21 protein-coding genes and 2 pseudogenes are annotated in these 20,597 nt (G+C 73.5%); 19 read left to right on the top strand and 4 right to left on the bottom strand.

Features of this window, described 5'->3' with window-relative positions; translation table 11 throughout:
• Positions 1-77: 77 nt before the first annotated feature.
• The 9 genes from gcvPA to AB2U05_RS36055 all read left to right on the top strand — a co-directional run bounded on the left by gcvPA (position 78) and on the right by AB2U05_RS36055 (position 9,312).
• Positions 78-1,424, top strand: a complete 1,347-nt coding sequence (gene gcvPA, locus AB2U05_RS36095; protein ID WP_244178903.1) for an aminomethyl-transferring glycine dehydrogenase subunit GcvPA — start codon at positions 78-80, stop codon at positions 1,422-1,424.
• Positions 1,421-3,013: an aminomethyl-transferring glycine dehydrogenase subunit GcvPB gene (gene gcvPB, locus AB2U05_RS36090; protein ID WP_369185650.1), complete on the top strand. Its 1,593-nt coding sequence runs from the start codon at positions 1,421-1,423 to the stop codon at positions 3,011-3,013. Before gcvPA ends, gcvPB begins: the two co-directional genes overlap by 4 nt.
• Complete coding sequence (locus AB2U05_RS36085; protein WP_369185649.1) at positions 3,010-4,167, top strand: ATP-NAD kinase family protein; 1,158 nt, start codon at positions 3,010-3,012, stop codon at positions 4,165-4,167. The genes gcvPB and AB2U05_RS36085 overlap by 4 nt, the downstream gene beginning before the upstream one ends.
• Before the next feature lie 76 nt (positions 4,168-4,243).
• Complete coding sequence (locus tag AB2U05_RS36080) at positions 4,244-4,990, top strand: SDR family NAD(P)-dependent oxidoreductase (RefSeq protein ID WP_045699940.1); 747 nt, start codon at positions 4,244-4,246, stop codon at positions 4,988-4,990.
• 82 nt (positions 4,991-5,072) lie between these two features.
• Positions 5,073-5,726, top strand: coding sequence for a GntR family transcriptional regulator (locus tag AB2U05_RS36075; protein ID WP_052707510.1), 654 nt, complete (start codon positions 5,073-5,075; stop codon positions 5,724-5,726).
• A gap of 58 nt (positions 5,727-5,784) precedes the next feature.
• A complete protein-coding gene (locus AB2U05_RS36070; protein ID WP_369185648.1) occupies positions 5,785-6,432 on the top strand; it encodes a hypothetical protein in 648 nt (215 codons plus the stop codon).
• A gap of 137 nt (positions 6,433-6,569) precedes the next feature.
• Positions 6,570-7,781 carry an NAD(P)/FAD-dependent oxidoreductase gene (locus tag AB2U05_RS36065; RefSeq protein ID WP_369185647.1) on the top strand — a complete coding sequence of 404 codons (1,212 nt, stop codon included), beginning with the start codon at positions 6,570-6,572 and terminating at the stop codon, positions 7,779-7,781.
• Between the two features lie 14 nt (positions 7,782-7,795).
• A complete protein-coding gene (locus AB2U05_RS36060; protein ID WP_369185646.1) occupies positions 7,796-8,773 on the top strand; it encodes a sigma-70 family RNA polymerase sigma factor in 978 nt (325 codons plus the stop codon).
• Between the two features lie 116 nt (positions 8,774-8,889).
• Positions 8,890-9,312 carry a hypothetical protein gene (locus AB2U05_RS36055; protein ID WP_369186069.1) on the top strand — a complete coding sequence of 141 codons (423 nt, stop codon included), beginning with the start codon at positions 8,890-8,892 and terminating at the stop codon, positions 9,310-9,312.
• 48 nt (positions 9,313-9,360) lie between these two features.
• Here AB2U05_RS36055 and AB2U05_RS36050 read toward each other — a convergent pair.
• Positions 9,361-9,543, bottom strand: a pseudogene (locus AB2U05_RS36050) (hypothetical protein); the annotation flags it as partial.
• A gap of 50 nt (positions 9,544-9,593) precedes the next feature.
• Here AB2U05_RS36050 and AB2U05_RS36045 point away from each other — a divergent pair.
• Complete coding sequence (locus AB2U05_RS36045) at positions 9,594-9,929, top strand: hypothetical protein (RefSeq protein ID WP_369185645.1); 336 nt, start codon at positions 9,594-9,596, stop codon at positions 9,927-9,929.
• 505 nt (positions 9,930-10,434) lie between these two features.
• On the opposite strand, the gene AB2U05_RS36040 is transcribed toward AB2U05_RS36045, so the two are convergent.
• A complete protein-coding gene (locus AB2U05_RS36040; RefSeq protein ID WP_369185644.1) occupies positions 10,435-10,683 on the bottom strand; it encodes a peptidoglycan-binding protein in 249 nt (82 codons plus the stop codon).
• A 347-nt stretch (positions 10,684-11,030) separates the two neighbouring features.
• Between AB2U05_RS36040 and AB2U05_RS36035 the strand changes: the two are divergent.
• Positions 11,031-11,171 (top strand): annotated as a pseudogene (locus AB2U05_RS36035) (transposase); the annotation flags it as partial.
• Positions 11,172-11,181: 10 nt separating this feature from the next.
• On the opposite strand, the gene AB2U05_RS36030 reads toward AB2U05_RS36035, so the two are convergent.
• Complete coding sequence (locus AB2U05_RS36030; protein WP_208615515.1) at positions 11,182-11,895, bottom strand: hypothetical protein; 714 nt, start codon at positions 11,893-11,895, stop codon at positions 11,182-11,184.
• Between the two features lie 177 nt (positions 11,896-12,072).
• Between AB2U05_RS36030 and AB2U05_RS36025 the strand changes: the two genes are divergently transcribed.
• Positions 12,073-12,966: an NAD(P)H-binding protein gene (locus AB2U05_RS36025; protein WP_369185643.1), complete on the top strand. Its 894-nt coding sequence runs from the start codon at positions 12,073-12,075 to the stop codon at positions 12,964-12,966.
• 23 nt (positions 12,967-12,989) lie between these two features.
• Here AB2U05_RS36025 and AB2U05_RS36020 read toward each other — a convergent pair whose 3' ends face one another.
• The gene (locus AB2U05_RS36020) at positions 12,990-13,751 is read right to left on the bottom strand and encodes a class I SAM-dependent methyltransferase (RefSeq protein ID WP_369185642.1); all 762 of its coding nucleotides are present in this window, start codon (positions 13,749-13,751) and stop codon (positions 12,990-12,992) included.
• A 195-nt stretch (positions 13,752-13,946) separates the two neighbouring features.
• On the opposite strand from AB2U05_RS36020, the gene AB2U05_RS36015 reads away from it, so the two are divergent.
• From AB2U05_RS36015 to AB2U05_RS35985, 7 genes are all read left to right on the top strand, one after another.
• Positions 13,947-14,243 carry a putative quinol monooxygenase gene (locus tag AB2U05_RS36015; RefSeq protein WP_369185641.1) on the top strand — a complete coding sequence of 99 codons (297 nt, stop codon included), beginning with the start codon at positions 13,947-13,949 and terminating at the stop codon, positions 14,241-14,243.
• A gap of 263 nt (positions 14,244-14,506) precedes the next feature.
• Positions 14,507-15,325, top strand: coding sequence for a PP2C family protein-serine/threonine phosphatase (locus AB2U05_RS36010; protein ID WP_045699933.1), 819 nt, complete (start codon positions 14,507-14,509; stop codon positions 15,323-15,325).
• A gap of 72 nt (positions 15,326-15,397) precedes the next feature.
• Complete coding sequence (locus tag AB2U05_RS36005) at positions 15,398-16,414, top strand: MASE1 domain-containing protein (protein WP_369185640.1); 1,017 nt, start codon at positions 15,398-15,400, stop codon at positions 16,412-16,414.
• A gap of 48 nt (positions 16,415-16,462) precedes the next feature.
• Positions 16,463-17,218 carry a DeoR/GlpR family DNA-binding transcription regulator gene (locus AB2U05_RS36000; protein WP_045699931.1) on the top strand — a complete coding sequence of 252 codons (756 nt, stop codon included), beginning with the start codon at positions 16,463-16,465 and terminating at the stop codon, positions 17,216-17,218.
• Between the two features lie 246 nt (positions 17,219-17,464).
• Entirely contained in the window at positions 17,465-18,739 is a 1,275-nt protein-coding gene (locus AB2U05_RS35995) for an extracellular solute-binding protein (RefSeq protein ID WP_369185639.1), read from the top strand.
• 58 nt (positions 18,740-18,797) lie between these two features.
• A complete protein-coding gene (locus AB2U05_RS35990) occupies positions 18,798-19,721 on the top strand; it encodes a carbohydrate ABC transporter permease (RefSeq protein ID WP_369185638.1) in 924 nt (307 codons plus the stop codon).
• Positions 19,718-20,545, top strand: a complete 828-nt coding sequence (locus tag AB2U05_RS35985; RefSeq protein ID WP_244178900.1) for a carbohydrate ABC transporter permease — start codon at positions 19,718-19,720, stop codon at positions 20,543-20,545. The genes AB2U05_RS35990 and AB2U05_RS35985 overlap by 4 nt, the downstream gene beginning before the upstream one ends.
• The last annotated feature ends 52 nt before the right edge of the window (positions 20,546-20,597 follow it).

Raw genomic sequence — 20,597 nt, 5'->3', positions numbered from 1 at the left:
CTGTATACAGAACTCAGCATGCACATCGCCGTCAAGGCTTGTGACCGAAAACGCGGAAGGTCCCGATGAGCGCACGCGTGCCCCGAACCCATCCGTACATCCCCAACTCCGCCCCCGACGTGCGGGCCGCGATGCTGGCCGCCATCGGCGCGCGCGGCGTCGAGGAGTTCTACGCCGACATCCCCGCCGCGCTGCGGCTGCGCCGCCCGCTGGAGCTGCCCGAGCCGCTGCGCTCGGAGGCCGAACTCACGGCCCACTTGGAGGAGTTGCTGGCCCGCAACACGGCGGTGCCGCCCGGCCGCAGCTTCCTCGGCGCGGGCTGCTACCGGCACCACGTGCCGGCCGTGGTCGACGAGGTGGTCAACCGCAGCGAGTTCCTGACCGCGTACGCGGGCGAGCCGTACGAGGACCACGGGCGGTTCCAGGCGCTGTGGGAGTACCAGTCGCTGATGGCCGAGCTGCTGGCCGTCGAGGTGGTCAACGTGCCGACGTACGACGGCTTCCAGGCGGCGGCCACGGCGCTGCGGATGGCCGGGCGGGCGACCGGCCGGCACCGGCTGGTGCTGGTCGGCGAGATCGACCCGGACCGGCTCTCCCGCATCCACGACTACGTCCGCGGCGTGCACGAGCTCGTCCCGGTCCCGGCCGAGCCGGCGGCCGTCCGGGCCGCGCTCGCGGACGGCGACGCGGCCGCCGTGTACGCCCAGCTCACCGACTTCTCCGGGCGGATCGACCCGGAGCTGCCCGACTACATCGAACTCGCCCACGCGGCAGGCGCGTTGGCCGTGGTGCACGCCAACCCGCTGAGCCTCGGCGTGCTCGCCCCGCCCGCCGACCTCGGCGCCGACCTGACCTGCGGCGACCTCCAGCCGCTCGGCATCCACCCGAGCTTCGGCGGCGGCAACGCGGGCTTCATCGGCTCCCCCGACGAGCCGCGCCTGGTCGCCGAGTATCCCAGCCGCCTGTTCGGCCTGGTCCCCACCGAGGTGCCCGGCGAGTACGGCTTCGGCGACGTCGCGTACGAGCGGACGTCCTTCGCGCTGCGCGAGGAGGGCAAGGAGTGGGTCGGCACCGCCGCCGCGCTGCACGGCATCGCGGCCGGCGTCTACCTCGCGCTGATGGGGCCGCACGGCATGCGCGAGATCGGCGAGACCGTCCTCGCCACCACCGCCTACGCCCGGCAGCGGCTCGCCGAGGTGCCCGGCGTGGACCTGGCCGACCCCGGCGCCGTGCACTTCGCCGACTTCACCCTGCGCTACACCGGCGGGCGCACCGCCGCCGAGATCGCCGCCGCCCTGCTGGAACGCGGCCTGCACGGGGGCACCCCGGCCGGGGAGCACGAGGGCCGCTACTGCGTGACCGAGCTGCACACCCGGGCCGACATCGAGCACCTCGCCACCGCCCTCGAGGAGATCGTGAAATGACCGACCGCCGGACACCCTCCCGTGCGCGCATCGCCCCCAAGCCGGCGCTGCGGCGCTTCCAGCAGGCCCGCTGGGACGAGAAGCTGATCTTCGAGCTGGGCTCCCCCGGCGAGCGCGGCGTCCTGCCGCCGCTGCCCGACCCTGCCGTCACCGCCGCCGTCGGCTCCCCCGCCGACCGGCTGCCCGCCGCGCTGCGCCGCACGGCCGCGCCCACGCTGCCGGAGCTCGGCCAGCAGCAGGTGCTCCGGCACTACCTGCGGCTCTCCCAGGAGAACCTGGGCGCCGACCTCAACGTGGACGTCGGCCAGGGCACCTGCACCATGAAGTACAGCCCGAAGGTCAACGACACCTTCGTCCGGGACCGCCGGATCGCCGCCCTGCACCCGGCGCAGGACCCCTCGACCGTCCAGGGGGTGCTCGAACTCGCCTACCGGCTGGAGCAGTTGCTCAAGGAGATCTCCGGCATGGACCGGGTCAGCCTGCAGCCGGGGGCCGGCTCCGCCGCGATCTGGACCAACGTGTCGGTGATCCGCGCCCACCACGCGGCGCGCGGCGAGGCCGGGCAACGGGACGAGATCATCACCACCGCCTTCTCCCACCCCTCCAACGCGGCCTGCGCGAAGACCGCCGGCTACCGGGTGATCACCCTGCACCCGGACGCGGACGGCTACCCGGACTTCGAGGCGCTGCGCGCCGCGGTCGGCCCGCGCACCGCCGCGCTGCTGATCACCAACCCGGAGGACACCGGCATCTACAACCCGCGGATCGCCGAGTTCGTCGAACTCGTCCACCGCGCGGGCGGGTTGTGCGCCTACGACCAGGCGAACGCGAACGGGATCCTGGGCATCACCCGGGCCCGCGAGGCCGGGTTCGACCTGTGCCACTTCAACCTGCACAAGACCTTCTCCACGCCGCACGCCTGCGGCGGTCCGGCGGCGGGCGCGTGCGGCGTCACCGCCGAGCTGGCGCCCCACCTGCCGCGCCCCACCGTGGAGTTCGACGGCGAGCGGTACCGGCTGGACGACGGCGGGCCGGAGTCGGTCGGCAAGATCCGGCCGTACCTGGGCGTGGTGCCGAACCTGGTGCGCGCCTACGCCTGGATCATGTCGCTGGGTGCCGAGGGCCTGCGCGAGGCCGCCGAGACCGCGGTGCTCAACAACAACTACCTGCTGGCCCTGGTGCGGCGGATCCGCGGCGTCTCCGTCCCGTACGCCGAGGGGCGCCCCCGGGTCGAGCAGGTGCGCTACAGCTGGCGGCGGCTCTCCGAGGACACCGGGCTGCACAGCGAGGAACTCGGCTACCGGGCCGCCGACTTCGGCACCCACTACTGGACCAGCCACCACCCGTACGTGGTGCCCGAGCCGATGACGCTGGAGCCCACCGAGTCCTACTCCCGGGCGGACCTGGACGAGTACGCGGCCATCCTCGCCGAGGTCGCCCGGGAGGCGTACGAGGAGCCGGAGACCGTCCGCACCGCGCCGCACCGCTCGACGGTGCACCGGATCCGGCACGAGCCGCTGGACGACCCGGCAGTGTGGGCCGTCAGCTGGCGCGCCTACCGCCGCAAGGTGCTCGGCGAGCAGCCGTGACGCCTCCCCTGATCGAACCGGCCCGGATCGGGCTGGTGGTCAACCCGGTCGCCGGGCTCGGCGGCCGGGTCGGCCTCAAGGGCAGCGACGGCGCCGACGTCCAGCGGCAGGCCCGCGCCCTCGGCGCCCGGGCCGCCGCCCCGGCGCGGGCCGAGCTGACGATCCGTCAACTCATCGCTCTCGCCGGGGAGGTCGATCTCCTCACCGCCGCCGGCCCGATGGGCGCCGACTCGGCGGGCCCGACCGCCCGGGTCGTCCACCGGCCCGCCGGAGAGCCCGCCGGAGAGCCCACCACGGCGGCGGACACCCGGGCGGCGGTGCGCGCCGTGGTCGCGGCCGGCGCCCGGCTGCTGCTGTTCTGCGGCGGCGACGGCACCGCCCGCGACGTCCTCGCCGCGCTCGGGCCCGAGCCGGCCGTGCCCGTGCTCGGCATCCCCGCCGGGGTCAAGATGCACTCCGCCGTGTTCGCCGTCCACCCCCGCGCCGCCGCCGAGGTGGCCGCCGCCTGGGCGCGCGGCACGGGGGTGCGGCTGACGGCCGCCGAGGTGGTGGACCGGGACGAGGCCGCGCTGCGGGCCGGCCGGGTGGGCGCCCGGCTGTACGGGCGGCTGACCGTCCCGGTGCTGCCCGCCCGGGTGCAGCAGCGCAAGACCGGCAGCTCCGGGCCCGCCCCGGCGGCGCTCGACGGGATCGCCGCCGAGCTCGCCGAACGGATCGGCCCCGGCGGGCTGTTCGTCCTCGGCCCCGGCACCACCACGCACGGCGTCGCCGCCGCGCTCGGCGCCCCGGACACCGCCCTGACCGGCGTCGACGTGCTCCGGCTGCGCCGCGACGGCACCGCCCGGGTCGAGCTGCGCGACGCCCGGGCCGACCAGCTGCTCGCCCTGCCCACCACCCCGTGGATCGCGCTCTCCCCGATCGGCGGCCAGGGCTTCCTGCTCGGGCGCGGCAACCAGCAGCTCTCCCCCGAACTGCTGCGCGCCGCCGGCCCCGAGCGGCTGCTGGTCCTCGCCACCGAGGCCAAACTGGCCGCCCTGGCCGGCCGGCCGCTGCTGCTGGACACCGGCGACCCCGCACTGGACGACGCCCTCTCCGGCCACGTCCGGGTGATCACCGGCCGCCGCGCGACGGCCGTCTACCGCGTCACCTGCTGACCGACTCCCCAGCGCGTTCGGCTGCCCGGCGCGTTCGACTCCCCAGCGCAATCGACTTCCCAGCGAAGGAGCCCAGATGATCGACCTCTCCGGCAAGCGCGCCCTCGTCACCGGCGCGGCCTCCGGCATCGGCCGGGCCACCGCCGCCCTGCTGGCCGAACTCGGCGCGGCCGTCGTGCTCGCCGACCTCGACGCCGAGCGCGGCGAGCGCGCCGCCAAGGAGATCGGCGGCCTGTTCGTGCGCTGCGACGTCTCCCGGCGCGCCGACTGCGAACGGGCGGTCGGCGCCGCCGTGGCCGAACTCGGCGGCGTGGACGTGCTGTTCAACAACGCCGGGATCATCCGCCGGTCCACCGTCACCGAGATCACCGACGAGGACTGGGACCTGGTGATGGCCGTGAACGTCCGCTCGATCATGCTGCTGAGCTCACTGGTGGTCCCGCTGATGGCCGCGAACGGCGGCGGCAGCATCGTCAACACCGGCTCCGGCTGGGGCATCAAGGGCGGCGGCCGGGCCGTCTCGTACTGCGCCTCCAAGGGCGCCGTGGTCAACATGACCAGGGCGATGGCGATCGACCACGGCCCGCAGAACATCCGGGTCAACTGCGTCTGCCCCGGCGACACCGACACCGGCATGCTCGCCGAGGAGGCCCGCCAACTCGGCGAGAGCCCGGACGCGTTCTACGCCGACGCCGCCGACCGCCCGCTGGGCCGGATCGGCCGGCCGCGGGACATCGCCCGGACCGTCGCCTTCCTGGCCAGTGACGCCGCCGCGTTCGTCAGCGGCGCGATCATCCCCGTCGACGGAGCCGGCACCGCCTGACCAGCGCCGCACGGGCGCCCGGCCCCATCGCCGGGCGCCCGCCCGCTACGCTGTGGACCAAGAACGGAAGGAAAGAAGCCCGATGGCGATCGAGCGGCGTCCGCTGCGCGAGCAGGTGAAGGACGAACTCCTGGAGCAGCTCGGCCGCGGCCGGTTCACCCCCGGCGAGTCGATCAACGAGGTCCAGCTCGCCGAGGAGCTGGGCGTCAGCCGTACGCCCCTGCGCGAGGCGCTGATCAGTCTGGAGCGCGAGGGCATCATCACCAGCGAGCGCGGCAAGGGCTTCCGCTTCGCGCCCACCGGCAAGCAGGAGTTCCGCGACCTGACGGCGATCGTGATCGCCCTGGAGTCGCTGGCGCTGCGCACCTCCGACCCGGCCCACCTGTCCGCGATCGCGCCCCGGCTGCTGGCGGAGGCGCGCGCCTTCTCCGCGCCGCAGGCCCCGCACGGCACGATCGAGCGCTACGACGACGCCTGGCACGCGCTGCTGCTGTCCGGCTGCGCCAACTCCCGGCTGCGCGACATGATCGAGTCGCTGAAGCTCACCCTGCACCGCTACGAGCGGGTGGTGGTCGGCGACCACGAGATCCTGGAGCGCGCCGCCGCCGAGCACGAGCGGATCGCCCAGTGCCTGCTGGACGGTGACGTGGAGCGGGCGGTCGCCGCCCTGGAGGCCAACTGGACCAGCGGGATGGAACGCATCCTGGAGCGCCTGCCCCCGGTCGCCGCCCGCTGACGCCCCCTCCGGCCCCCGCCCTCCGCGCGCACCGGGTGGCCTGGCAGGATCTGCCGCCATGGACCCGAGCACCCCGCCCGCCCGGCGGCGCACCGACGACCTCCCGTGGCCGCGCCGACCGCTGCTCGCCGCGCTGTGGATCCCCGCCGCGGCCGTCCTGCTGCCGCTCGGCGGGGCGATCGGCGCCTTCGGCCTGTGGATGCTCGCGCCCGCGCTGGCCCTGGTGCTCGCCGGCCTGGTCGGGCTGCTCTGGGCGGTGTGGAGCCTGTGCCCGTCCCGGCTGCTGCGCCGGGTGGGGCTGAGCCTGCTGCTCGGCCCGCTGATCGCCGTCCCGCTACTGGCCCTGAACACCGCTCAGGCCACCGACCTGAGCATGCGCGGCGTCACCCACCCCGGCGAGGTCACCGCCGTCCGGGTCAGCCACGGCAAGACCACCACCTACTCCTGCACCGTCCGCTTCACCGACGTCCCGGACCGCTCGCGGCCCGTCCAGTGCGGCGCGGTCGACACCGTCGGCGAACGGGTCGACGTCACCGAGGACCCGGACGGCCTGGTCGACCCGGAGTTCGCCGGCGCGGCCGCCGCCGGCCGCTTCGACCTCGCGCTCACCCTGTTCTTCGACGCCGCCCTGCTGATCGTCGGCGCCGCCTGCGCCACCGCGGGCGCCGTCCTGCACCGCACCCGCCGCGGCCGCGCCCGCCCCTGACCACCCTCGCCACCCTGTGGCCCACCTCACATCCCGTTCCTGTCAGCAATCGGCCCGCTGCCCCGCTCAAGCACCGAAAGCAAGCGCAGAGCACGCGCTCAGCACGCGCAGAGCGAGCGAACCGACAGGAGCGACCCATGAAGCACCGCATCGTCGTCCTCGGCGCCGGCTACGCCGGAGCCAACGTGGCCGGGATCCTGGCCCGTCGCCTGTCCCCCGCGGACACCGAGATCACCGTGGTCAACGCCGAGCCGGACTTCGTCGAGCGGATGCGCCTGCACCAGCTCGCGGCCGGCCACCGGATCGAGTCCCGCAAGCTCGCCGACGTCTTCGCCGGCACCGGCGTCCGACTGCGCCTGGGCCGGGTCACCGCCGTCGACCCCGACGGGCGGCTCGTCGCGCTGGCCGACGCGAACGGCGGCGGCGAACTCGACTACGACACGCTGGTCCACACCCTCGGCAGCCGGGCGGCCGACCACGGCGTGCCCGGCGTGGCCGAGCACGCCTTCGAGGTGGCGAGCCGGCCCTCGGCACTGCGCCTGCGCGACCGCCTGGACGGCCTGGTCCGGCAGAGCGGCGGGCGGGTGCTGGTCGTCGGCGACGGGCTGACCGGCATCGAGACCGCCACCGACATCGCCGAGAGCCGGCCCGGCCTGTCGGTGACGCTGATCGCCCGTAGCGAGCTGGGCGCCCCGCTCTCCCCCGGGGCCCGCGGCCACCTGCGCCGGGCCTGCGACCGGCTGGGCGTCACCGTCCTGGAGCACACCGGCGTCGAAGCCGTCGAGGCGGGCCGGGTCCGGTGCGCCGACGGCAGTGTCCTCGTCTCCGACGCGACGGTGTGGACGGCCGGCTTCGCGGTCGGCCCGATCGCCGCCGCGAGCGGGCTGGAGGTCACCGGGGACGGCCGGATCGTCGTCGACCGCACCATGCGGTCGGTCTCGCACCCGAACGTCTACAGCGCCGGCGACGCCGCCTTCGCCATCGGCGACAACGGCCTGCCGCTGCCGATGTCCTGCGCCACGGCCGGCTTCACCTCCCGGCAGGCCGCGGACGCGATCGTGGGCCGGCTGACCGGCCGCCCGATCCGGCACACCAAGCTGAGCTACATCGGCAACCACATCAGCCTGGGCGCGCGGGACGGCATCCTGCAGATGGTCGACCGCGAGGCGCTGGCGAAGCCGTCCTACCTGGGCGGCCGGACGGCGGCGCGGGTCAAGGCCGGCATCCTCGCGGCCTCGCTGTGGGCCGTCGCGCACCCCACCTTCGGCCTGCCCACGCGCCGCCACCACCTGGCCGAGGCGCCGGACACATCCGCCGAGCAGCTGACCGCCCAGCAGACGGCCGCGTAGCAGGGAGCCCTAGGGTGATCCGCGTGGACAGCACCGTGATCGACGGCTTCGACGCCGACCGCTTCGACACCGACCGCTTCGAGGCCGGGCGGAACCGGCTGGCCGCGCTGGCCTACCGCCTGCTGGGCTCCGCCACCGACGCCGAGGACGCCGTACAGGACGCGTTCCTGCGCTGGCAGGCCGCCGACCGGCGGCGGATCGAGGTGCCGGAGGCCTGGCTGACGAAGGTGGTCACCAACCTGTGCCTGGACCGGCTCCGATCCGCCCAGGCTCGCCGCGAACGCACCGTCGGCGCCTGGCTACCCGAGCCGCTGCTCGCCGGCGATCCGATGCTCGGCCCGGCCGACACCGTCGAGCAGCGCGAGTCGGTCTCCCTGGCGGTGCTGACGCTGATGGAGCGACTGGCGCCCCTCGAACGGGCCGTCTACGTCCTCCGGGAGGCGTTCTCCTACGGCCACGCCGAGATCGCCGAACTCCTCGACATCTCCGAGTCCGCGAGCCAGCAGCACCTCCACCGGGCCCGGGTCCGCATCGCCGCCGCGCGCCCCCGCGGCGGCGAGGTCGACCCGGCCTCGGCCCGCCGGATCGTCGAGGAGTTCCTCGCCGCGGCCTCCTCGGGCCGCACCGACCGGCTGGTGGCGCTGCTGACCGACGACGCGACCGCGATCTCGGACGGCGCCGGCCTGGCGAAGACGCTGCTGCGCTACGACACCCCGCAGCGCATCGCCACCATCGTGCGGGCCGGCTTCAAGCCCACCGCCGCGAAGCACCGCCTGCTCGGCGGCTCGCCCGCCGTCCACTACGCGCTCGTCAACGGCGCCCCCGCGGTCGTCTTCGTGCTCGGCGACGAGGTCGTCGGCACGGTGGCCTTCGACCTCGCCGACGGCCGGGTCGCGACCGTGCGCGGCATGGGCGCCGCCGCCCGGCTCGGCCGCCTCGGCGAGGCCTGGCGGCGCCACGAGCCGGACGCGCCCCTGATCGAACGGTGGTGACGCGGCACCACCGCCCGAGTAATCCCCCCCCCGCTGGCCGTACCCGTCGAGTTGATCGTTATCGTCTGCTCCCGTGTCCAGGTGGGACACGGTTCCATCGACAACGGGAGCACCTCATGGCCGATCAGAAGCTCGACCTGCAGTCGCAGGCCAGACGGGCCGTACTGCGGCTGGATCGGACCGAGCGGCCCCGCCTCGTCCTCCTGGCGATCAGCGGGCCGAGCCAGTACCTCCTGGGCGCCCTGTTCGGCGGGCTGCTCGGCTTGTTCCTGGTCAAGTCCTACTTCATCAGCGTCACGGACCGCTCGGTCTTCATCCACCGCGGCCCCCGCCTGAACCCTCACCCGCAGGAGCTGGTGCACGTCGTCCCGCTCGCGGACGCCGGTCGCCTGATCAGCCGCGTCAAGCTCGGCCGCAGCTGGAACGCGCTGTTCCTCAACCTCCCGGGCAGAGCGCGGCCGACCCGGCTGAACGTCTCGTTCCACTCCCGTTCCGAGCTGGACGGCTTCCTGCGGAAGCTCGGCGCGACCCAGGCCTAGATGTATTGACCACGAGCGTTGCCGGCCAGGGGTGACCGGCGGGGCTGTGAACACCATGAGGTGGATCGTTCGCGCCCGGCCGTGGTTGGGGGTGGCACCCCCGGCGGCTTCGATCATGGGGGCGTACGGCGCGCGGCCCAGGCTGTTGGCGGCCAGGACGTCACCACGGCCGTTCAGGATGAACGCCGGGCAGGCCATGGAATCCAGGAAGTGCCGCAGGTTCGGCCGCACCGCGGCGGCGGGCCGGCGTCGGCGTCCCGGACATTGTCCACGGTTTCCAGATGCGCGCGATGGTCGAGCGCAACCTGGAAGCGATGGGGGTCGCGGACCAGTTCGAGGCCGTCGACCGGGAGGTGGAACTGAACCTCAGCTTCACCATCGACGAGGTGTCGCCGATCGAGTACGCCAGGAACTGCCAGGTGCCCACCTTCATCACCCAGGTGCACGACGACGCGCTGACCAAGCCCTCCGACGTGCAGGCGATCTTCGACGCCGTCCCCGTAGGCGACAAGAAGCTGTTCTGGATCGAGGGCAGCACCCGGCGCTGGGACGGCTACAACTACTTCTCCGAGCACCCCGAGCAGCTGGTCGAGTGGTTCGACAAGCACGTGAACTGAACCCACGTCACCCTCGGGCCGCCTGAACGGCCCGAGGGTGACGCGCAACGGCGCAAGTCTCCATCACCGCTACAGCAGCGACGCCAGCTCCCTATTTCGCACGTCTCGTCCGCAGCCCTCACGAGGCCCCCGGGGCGAGGCCGGAGCTCGGCCGAGGTCGGCGGCATTGCCCAGCCCACACATCACCGCAGAGGTCTTCCTGCCCCACCCCAACGCCCGGCTGACCGTCCACGGCAGGCGGCTCCTCGCGCGGCCATACTGCTCTCGGTGGTCAGCCGCCCATCAGTCGAGTCAACAACCCCGTTGTTCGCCTCGGCCCAGGTTCCGACCCGCCGGCACCGCTTGGTGGTCAGGCGGGTTCCTGGGCCTGCCCGCCGTCCACGCCGCCGCTCCGGACTGGACGGTGACGCCCTGAGCCCTCCTGAGCCGTCCGGGGCGGGGGCACGCAGAACGCCCGGCCGGGAAACCCCGGCCGGGCGTTCGTACGAACCGTGCCCGGACCGTCCTACAGGTGACGGCAGCCGGTCCAGTTGCCGCTGTAGTCGTACACGTTCCACAGCATGGCGCTGCGCGTGGCCGGACCGTAGACACCGTCCGGGGACAGGTTGTGCCCCTGCTGGAACGTCCGGACGGCGCTCTCCGTGTCACCGCCGTACTCGCCGTCCGCGCCCCACCGGCCCACGCTGATGCCGTTGCACTCGGCGAGGCTCCGCTGGAGCTGCACCACGTCGTCCCCGCTGGAGCCGTTCTCCATGAGGCACGAGGTCGAACCGCCGCTCGTGCTGGGAATCAGCGAAAGACCAATCCCGTACGGGGCCGAGACGGCCGTGCTGCAGTAGCCGTCCGCCGCGGAAGCGGCGGGAGCGAAAGTGATGAGCCCGGCGACAGTGGCTGCCGCTGCTCCGAAGGCCGCGAGTTGGCGCTTCAAGAAATCCCCCTAGATGAACTGCGGGCACATCCGTGTGCGGTGGCCCGGCCAAGCGAAGTTGATCCTAGGAGGGGATCGAGGCGGCGAGCAAGATCTCGCCGGGTCGGGCCCGGTTCGTCGGCACCAGGGATTGAGGGCGCCCGCCTGCTTCCGTCGAGTTCGGCCCCCTCAACCTCCAGTACTTCACCCTCGACGGCACCGACCACCCCAGCCACAAGGCCCAGGGCAGCATGATCCGCCGCTCCATCATCCGGCGAAACAAGCACGCCGCCGACGAACGCCTCCGCGAAGTCGTCACCAGGGCAAACATTGCCCGATTCGGCGCTAGAGGTCCGCGGGCCAGGCGTAGCTGCTCGGGACCTGGACGGCGGCGTTCTCCGCGGCCGTGCCGTAGACCAGGGCGATCTCGTCGTGCGCGTTCAGCGGGATCGCGGCCGGGTCGCCGTCGACCGGACGGCCGTTGACGTAGGCCCGCAGGGTGTGGGTCGCGTCGGTCTTCAGGCCGCCCAGGTGGTCCGCGGAGGCGGAGACCTGCCACTCGGTGAGGAACTGCCCGAGGCTGAAGTCCGCCTTCGCCGGGGATTCGACGTGGATGACCCCGCTGCCGTCGTGGGTGTGCAGCGGGCTGATCCGCCGGGCGGCCTCGTCGATGCCGACCAGGGCGGGCACCTCGACCGGTTTGCCGTCGACCAGGACGTCCAGGTGGGCGTGGATGTGCAGTTCGGTGCCCTCCGCGCCGAGCATCGGGAGCCCGGCGGCGGCCACGGCGGCCGCCGGATCGCCCGGCGCCGGCCAGGGCGGCGGGGTGGTGCGGCCCTCGGCCGTGGTCCGCGGGTGCGCCGGAATCCCCGGCGCGGAGCGGGGTGAGTTCTGGTCCGTGGCGATCGCGGTGGCGACCCCGCCGACCACCGCGAGGAGCACCAGGCCGATCGTCCCGCGCACCAGCAGGCGCCGGCGCCGATCCCGGCGGGCCTGTTCCGCCCGCAGCGCCGCCGCATGGGCCCGGCGGTCGTCCGGAGCCGGTTTCCGCGCAGCCATCCTCGCGGCCTCCTCGGGAACGGCGGTGCCGCACGACGACACCGCGCCTTCAACCTGGTCCCGGTCTCAGCCTGGCAGAGACGACGCGAATCGGCTCACCGAGTGACCGCCCCGCCCAACCTCGTCCATTTCTTGACCAGGTTGCCTTTTTAACCGAGTAACGGTTTCATGGACGGCATGAGCGACAGCATGAGCCCCTTGATGGACGTTCCCCCCGTACTCGTCACCGGTGCGACCGGCCGGATCGGCCGCCTCACCATCGACCGCCTCCTCGACGCGGGCGTGCCGGTCCGCGCCCTCACCCGCCGCCCCGAGGCGGCGGCCGCACTGCCGGCGGAGGTCGAGGTCTTCACCGGCGACCTCACCGTGCCCGAGTCGCTCGATCCCGCGCTGGCCGGCGCGGGCGCGGTCCTCCTCGTCTGGACCGCCCCGCCCCGGACCGCCGCGGCGGTCGTCGAGCGGCTGGCCGCCCACGTCCGGCGGGTCGTCTTCCTGTCGTCCCCGCACCGGACGCCGCACCCGTTCTTCCAGCAGCCCAATCCCGCGGCCGCGCTGCACGCGGACATCGAGCGGCTCATCGCGGCCGCCGGCCTGGAGTCGACGATCATCCGGCCGGGGATGTTCGCGTCGAACGCGCTGGCCTGGTGGGTGCCCGAGATCCGGGCCGGCGCGGCCGTCCGGTGGCCGTACGGCGCCGCCGAGACGGCGCCGGTCGACGACCGCGACATCGCGGCCGTCGCGGCCCGGACGCTCCACCAGGACGGGCACGTCGGGCGCGATTACGTCCTCACCGGGCCCGAATCGCTGACCCAGGCCGCCCAGGTGGCCGCCATCGGCGACGCCCTGGGGCGCCGGATCGCGTTCGAGGAGATGACACCGGACGAGTTCCGGAGCCGGCTGGAGGGCGCGGCGCCCGCTCCGGTCGCCGACATGCTGCTCGCCGCGTGGAGCGCGGCGGTCGGGCGGCCCGCGTACGTCACCACCACGGTGGCCGACATCCTCGGGACGGCACCGCGCACGTTCCGCCAGTGGGCCGCCGACCACGCCGCCGCGTTCACCGGGGGTTCGTGACCTCCTCGACCGCGGCCAGCGGTTCAGCTCGGGCCCGGCCGCCGGCCGTCCGCGCCCACCACGACCCAGTGGGCCGGCAGTTCGATCCGGGTGCCGTCCGGGGTGAACTCCGTGGTGAGCAGGGGCATGTCGCCCGAGGCGAGAACGCCGAGGCCGGCCGCGCGGAGGATGTCGGTGAAGGCCTCGTCGGCGACCTCGGCCGGGGCGAGGCCGTGGCTGAGGACCGGGCGCAGCTTCGGGGGCGGCCCGGCGGGGTTCTGCGCGAGCCGCGCCAGCACGCCCTTGGCCGCCTCCGCCAACTCGACGACGAAGCCCCGGCCGCGCCCGCCGAGCAGCACGGCGACGGCCTCCGCGACGGGGCCACGGTCGGCCGGCTCGCTCTGGTGGATCACGCCGCGGACGTACACGTTGGCGTCGCCCAGGCGCTCGTGCAGCTCCCGGACGGCCGCGGGGTCGGTGGCGTCCAGCTGGGCGAACCCGGCCCGTCGCGCCCCGTCCCCGCGCCGGGCCCCGTCCCCGCGCCGGGCCAGGTCGACGGCCGCGGCCGACAGGTCGACCCCGAGGACGTGCGGGAAGCGGTCGGCGAGGAAGCGGGTCTGGGTGCCGTTCCCGCAGCCGAGGTCGACGAGCGGAAGCCGGTCGTCCGCCAGGTGCGGCCGGAACAGTGCGAGATGGCGTTCCGCCGTGAGCGCCGGCTCCGCGTCCCAGATCACCGAGCCGGGCTCCTCGGGGGCATCCCGCCAGAAGCCCTCCCAGGCATCCCTGTACCGATTCGTCACGCTCATGGCCGAGACCTCCAGGTGTCACGCACGGTTTCGGGATCGTGCCTATAGGTCACGGCGGTACATGGCAAGCACCCGGGGCCCGACCTGCCGTACGGCGGCACACCCGTGCGCCTTCGTCGCCGGGGCGGGGAAGATCCCGCCGGTCCGGGCTGTTCGGACCGGGGACAGCGGGAGCGCGGACCAGAGGGAGTGACGGTGTCTCAGCGGATCACGGCGGTGGCGGTGTTGCGGGCCAGGGCGGGGCGGGAGGCGGAGATGCGGGAGCAGGCCCGGTCGATGGTCGCGGCCAGCCTGGCCGAGCCGGGATGTCTGTCGTACCGGAACTACGTGGACCCGGACGACCCGCGGGCCTGGGTGGTGGTGGAGGAGTGGGAGACGCGGGAGGCGTTCGAGGCACATCTGGCCAGCCCGCACCTGACCCGCTCGCTGGAGCGGACGGCTGAACTGCTGGACGGCCCGCCGGAGTTGCGGGTGCTGACCGCCGCCGGGTGAGGGCGTGACCGGGAGGCGAACGGGCCGCCGCACGGGTCCTCGCTCGGGAGGGAAGCGCCGAGACCGCCATCGGGAACCGCCGAAACGCCCGGACCGCGAGCACCCCGGGCCCGAGGACGGCACCGGACCTCGCCGCGCGGGGAGCGCCCGCCCCGCGCGACGCGCCGACGCGGGAGGGCCGTGGGGGCCGTCGAGCGGCCGTCGCCCGTTCGGCCGACATAGGCTGGTCTGATCACCCCGCCCCGCACCCCGCCGGAGGGCCGATGATCCGACGCCGCCCCGCCGACCGCCCCAGCGCGGACGACCTGCTGACCGAGCTCGGCCGGCTCACCGCCTCCGCGCTGGAGCAGGCCGAGCTGCAGCGGGCCCGGGTGGAGCTGGCCGAGGCGCTGCAGCGCGAGCTGCTGCCGGCCGCCCTGCCGCAGCAGCCCGGCCTGCGGGCGGCGGCCCGGTACGCGCCGGCCCGGCACGGGCTGAGCGTCGGCGGGGACTGGTACGACGGCTTCCGGCTGCCGGACGGCTCGGTGGCGTTCTCGCTCGGTGACGTCCAGGGCCACGACGTCGAGGCGGCGGCGATCATGGGCCAGGTGCGGGTCGGCCTGCGCGCCGTCGCGAGCACGGCCGCCGACCCCGGCGAGGTGCTGAGCCGGGCCAACGACCTGCTGATCTCGATGGACAGCCGCCGCTTCGCCACCTGCAGCTTCCTGCGCTACGACCCGGCCACCGGGGACCTGTCGCACGCCCGGGCCGGGCACGTTCCGCCGGTCTGGGCGGACGCCGACGGCCGCTGGGGGCAGTGCGCCGACGACGACGGCGGCCCGCCGCTCGGCGTGCTGCCCGGCCAGACGTACCCGGTGAGCCACCACCCGCTGACCGGGACGGGGGTCGTCGCGCTCGTCACGGACGGGGTGGTCGAGGGGCCGCAGTTCCCGATCGAGGCCGGGCTGGACCGGGTGGCGGCCGTCCTGCGGGAGCGGGTCGCGGACGAGCCGGACGTGCTGGCCGCCGAACTGCTGGAGGTCGCCGACCTGACCGGGCACACCGACGACGCCGCGGTGCTGGTGCTGCGCCACGACGACTGAGAACCCCCGCCGGGAACCCCCGCGCCGGCCCGCGCGTGTCACGCCCGCACCGCGCCGCCCCTCCGTAGTCAGATGGCTGCTGTGCCGCCGACCTCCACGCCCAGCCCCCGCGCCCTCCGCCGTCGGGCCCCGGCCGCCCTGCGCCTGCTCGCGGTCACCGCGGTCTACCTCGCGGCCGGGCGGATCGGACTGCTGGAGCAGGTGGTGATCGGCGGGGCCAGGGTCACCCCGCTCTGGCCGCCGACCGGGATCGCGCTCACCTGCCTGCTGCTGTTCGGGCTCCGCACCTGGCCGGCCGTGGCGCTCGGCGCCTTCCTGGTGATCGCCTCCTCCGGGCCGCCGACCTGGGGCTCGCTCGGCGTCGTGGCCGGGAACACGCTGGCCCCGGTCGCCGCGTGCCTGATGCTGCGCCGGGCCCGGTTCCGGATCGAGCTGGACCGGCTCCGGGACGGGATGGCGCTGGTCTTCCTGGGGGCGTTCGCCGGAATGCTGATCAGCTCCACCATCGGCACCGCCGTCCTGGTCCTGAACGGCGACCTGCCGGCCGGCGGGTTCTGGTCCACCTGGTCGGCCTGGTGGACGGGCGACGCGATGGGGGTGCTGGTGGTGACCCCGCTGGCGCTGGCGCTGCGCACGGCCCGGCTCCCCGCCGATCGCCGCCCGTCCGACTGGGTGGAGCCCGTCCTGTTGCTGGCCAGCACCGCCGGCGCCACCGTGATCGCCACCTCGACCACGCTGAGCCTGCTCTTCCTGGTCTTCCCGTTCCTGATCTGGGCGGCGCTGCGCTTCCAACTGCTCGGGGCGGCGCCCTGCGTCCTGCTGGTCTCGCTGGTCACCATCACGGCGGCCACCAACCGGGCCGGTCCGTTCGCCGGGCACGGGCTGGTCGCCGCCATGGTGATGCTGCAGGCCCTCAACGGGTGCGCGGCGCTGACCGGCCTGCTGCTGGCCGCGATCGTCGCCGAGCAGCGCGAGACCTACCGGCGGATCGAGCAGGCCACGGTCGAACTGGCCGAGGTCGTCCACCGCCTGGCCCCCGGCAAGGCCGGCACCAGCCGCTGGCTGCCGCCGGAGGACGAGGGCCGCTGAGCGGTTCTGCGCGAAGGGGCCGGAAACCGCGCCCACTACACTTCGGCCATGCTCAAAGCTGACCGGACCGCCCGGATTCTGTCGCACATCGCCGAGGCGGGCAGCGCCGACGTACACGAGCTGGCCGCCCTCCTCCAGGTGTCCCCGGCCACCGTCCGCCGTGACCTGCAGGAACTGCACGACCAGGGCCTGCTGCACCGCACCCGCGGCGGGGCCGTCACCGGCGCCGTGAACCTCGAACTGCCGCTGCGTCACAAGCACGGCACCCGCCAGGCGGAGAAGCGGCGGATCGCGCTGGCGGCCGACCGGCTGGTGCCGGACGGCGCAGTGGTCGGCCTGACCGGCGGCACCACCACCAGCGAGCTGGCCCGGGTGCTGGCCGAGCGCGGCGGGATCACCATCGTGACCAACGCCGTCAACATCGCGGCCGACCTGATCGTCCGCCCGGAGGTGCGCCTGGTGGTCGTGGGCGGCATCGCCCGCACCACCAGCTACGAACTGGTCGGGCCGGCCGCCGAGCGGATGCTCGCCGAGTACCACCTCGACCTGGCCTTCATCGGCGTGGACGGCCTGACCCAGGAGGGCTGCACCACGCACGACGAGATGGAGGCCCAGACCGACCGGGCCTTCCTGCGCAGCAGCGCGCGGTCGGTCGTGCTGGCGGACAGCACCAAGGTCGGCCGGGTCACCTTCGCCAGGATCTGCCCGCTCACCGACGTCCACGAGCTGGTCACGGACGACGAGTTGAGCGCCGCCCAGGAGGAGGCGATCACCGACAACGGCCTGCGCGTCCGGCGCGCCTGACGTATCGTCACCTCGTCGAGCCCGGCCGGGCCGCCCTCCGGCCGGGCGTTTTTTTGCAGCCGAAATTGTCATGCAACGGTCCGATAACGGTCTCCCGTGACCACCTCGACCGGACGGCCCGCCTCGGGAATACTGCCCGACGCAGCCAGCACTTTTCGATTCTGCTCAAAACAAGCGCTCTTCAAGCATCTCGGATCACGACGGATCCCGATCGAAGCACAACGGCGTACGAAGGCGGTAACTGCGGTGCACAAACGATTCCTGGCTCTCTCCACGGCCTGCGCCCTCGGCGCCCTCGCCCTCACGGCCTGCGGAAGCGGCAGCGACGGCGGCGGCGCCGACGCGGACGGCAAGGTGACGCTCAAGCTGGTGGCCGCCGACTACGGCGACAAGGAGTCCAACAGCTCCCGGACGTACTGGAACAACCTGGCCGCCGCCTTCACCGCCGCCAACCCGAACATCCGGGTCGACGTCCAGGTGGTCAACTGGAACGACATCGACAAGCAGGTCCGCACCATGATCCAGAGCGGCAACGTGCCGGACGTGCTGCAGACCGGCGGCTACGCCGACAAGGTCGCCGACGACCTGCTCTACAAGGCCGAGGACGTGCTCTCCACCGGCACCCGGGCCAACTTCATCGACAGCTTCGCCGAGGCCGGCCAGGTCAAGGGCGTGCAGTACGGCATCCCGTTCGTCTCCTCCGCCCGCGCCCTCTTCTACAACAAGACCCTGTTCCAGCAGGCCGGCATCAGCCAGCCGCCCGCCACCTGGGAGGACGTCCGCAAGGACGCCGAACTCCTCAAGGCCAAGGCCCCCGGCACCACCCCGTACGCCCTGCCGCTCGGCCCCGAGGAGGCCCAGGGCGAGAGCATGATGTGGGAGCTCGGCAACGGCGGCGGCCCCACCGACAAGGACGGCGCGTACACCATCGACAGCCCGGCCAACGTCGAGACCTTCAGCTGGCTCAAGGCCAATCTGGTCGACCCCGGCCTCACCTACGCCAACCCGGCCACCACCGACCGCAAGACCGCGTTCGCCGACTTCGCCGCAGGCAAGGCCGGCATGCTCAACGGCCACCCCTCGCTGATCCAGATGGCCCGCGACGGCAAGGTCGACTACGGCGTCGCGCCGATCCCCGGCAAGACCGGCCCGCTCAAGTCCACGCTCGGCGTGGCGGACTGGACGATGGCCTTCAAGAAGAACGGCCACCGCGACCAGATCCGCACCTTCCTCGACTTCGTCTACGCGAAGGACAACACGCTCCGGTTCGACGAGACGTACAACCTGATGCCCGTCACCCAGGACACCCTGCGCGAGATGACCGGCAGCGGCAAGCACAAGGACCTCGAACCCTTCTTCGCGCTGCTCCCGCACGCCGCCTTCTACCCGCTCGGCGACACCAGTTGGGACACCGTCTCGGCGGAGCTGAAGAAGACCGTCGGCACCGCCCTCACCGGCGACCCGGCCAAGGTGCTCGGCGCACTGCAGAAGAAGGCCAAGGACACCGCCGCCGACAAGTAGCGCCCCGGTGACGCCACCACGCCGCTCCTGCACCGAACCCCTGTGAGAGGCACGCCCGTTGTCCCAGCACTCCCCCTCCCCCACCCGGGGCGCACCGCCCGCGCGGACGCCGCGCCGCCGGGGCCGGCTCGGCCCGCTGCCGTGGATCGCGCCCGCCGTCCTGCTGATCCTGTTCGTCGTCCTGTGGCCCGTCTACGAGATGGTGCGCACCTCGTTCCTGCGCATCAGCACCAGCGGCTTCGTGCGCGGCTCCGCCGGGCTGGACAAGTACCGCAAGCTGTTCGGCGAGACCGACCTCGGCCACGTCCTGCTCGCCACCGTCCTGTGGACCGTCGCCGTCGTCGGCCTGACCATGCTGCTCTCGCTCGGCCTGGCCCAGCTGTTCGACCAGCGCTTCCCCGGCCGCCGCTTCGCCCGCTGGGCGCTGATCGCACCCTGGGCGGCGTCCGTCCTGATGACCGCCATCGGCTTCCGCTGGATGCTCGACCGCACGGCGGGCGTGCTCAACACCGCGATGACCGACCTCGGCCTGATCGACGGGCCGCGCGACTGGCTCGGCGACCCGTCCACCGCCTGGCCGTGGATGGTCGGCGTCGCCGTCTTCGTCTCGCTGCCGTTCACCACCTACACCCTGCTGGCCGGCCTGCAGACCGTGCCCGCCGAGGTGTCCGAGGCCGCCAAGGTGGACGGCGCGAGCGCCTGGCAGGCGTACCGGCGGATCACCCTGCCGCTGCTGCGCCCGGCGTTCCTGGTCGGGCTGGTGATCAACCTGATCAACGTCTTCAACTCCTTCCCCGTCATCTGGGGCATGACCCAGGGCGGCCCGAGCAGCGACACGGCCACCAGCACGGTGTTCATGTACCAGCTGAAGGCGACCGACATCGGCGAGTCCGCGTCCATGTCGGTGGTCAACTTCGCCCTGGTGGTGCTGCTGGTGCTGCTCTTCCTCAAGGTCAGCCGCTGGAACCGGGAGGAGAGTTGACCAGCCGCCGCCTCACGCCCCGCACCCTGCTGCTCGCCGCCACCGCCTGGCTGCTGGCCGCCGTCTTCCTGCTCCCCTACCTGGAGATGGCCGTCACCGCGCTGCGCCCGGCCGACGAGCTGCGCGACCCGGGCTACCTGCCGCACCACTTCGCCTGGTCCAACTTCGTCGACGTCTGGCGGGACTCCACCCTCGGCGCGAACCTGCGGGTCACCCTGCTGGTCGCCGGCGGCTCCACCCTGCTGGCGCTGCTGGTCGCGCTGCCCGCCGCCTACCACACCGCCCGGGTCCGCTACCGGGGCCGAAGGCTGTTCCTGCTGCTGGTGCTGGTCACCCAGATGTTCCAGCCGACCTCGCTGCTGGTCGGCCTGTACCGCGAGTTCTACCAGCTCGACATGCTCAACTCGGTCTGGACGCTGATCCTCTGCAACGCCGCCTTCAACCTGGCCTTCGCCGTCTGGATCCTCACCGCCTACATCGGCTCCATCCCGGTCGAGCTGGAGGAGGCCGCGATGATCGACGGCCTCGGCCGGTTCGGCGCGCTGCGCCGGGTGGTGCTGCCGCTGGCCATGCCCGGTGTGGTGACCGCGCTGATCTTCACCTTCATCGCGGCCTGGAACGAGTTCGTGATGGGCCTGACCCTCTCGACGGCGGTGCGCAGCCAGCCGCTCACCGCCGGGATCAACAGCTTCATCGGCGACTACACCGTGCAGTGGAACTACCTGTTCGCCGGCTCGGTCGTCGCCATCGTGCCGGTGATCGTGCTGTTCGCCCTGATCGAGGGCAAGGTCGTCGCCGGTCTGACCGCCGGCTCGGTCAAGTAACGCCCTCCCCTGCAAGGAACGCCCTCCCCTGGCCCTTTGGACACCCCCGACC

It is taken from the genome of Streptomyces sp. Y1 (genome assembly GCF_041053115.1).
Taxonomy (GTDB): Bacteria; Actinomycetota; Actinomycetes; order Streptomycetales; family Streptomycetaceae; genus Kitasatospora; species Kitasatospora rubellomurina.
The sequence above is the reverse complement of the archived record's forward strand: the minus strand, read 5'-3'. Positions and strand labels throughout refer to the sequence as shown.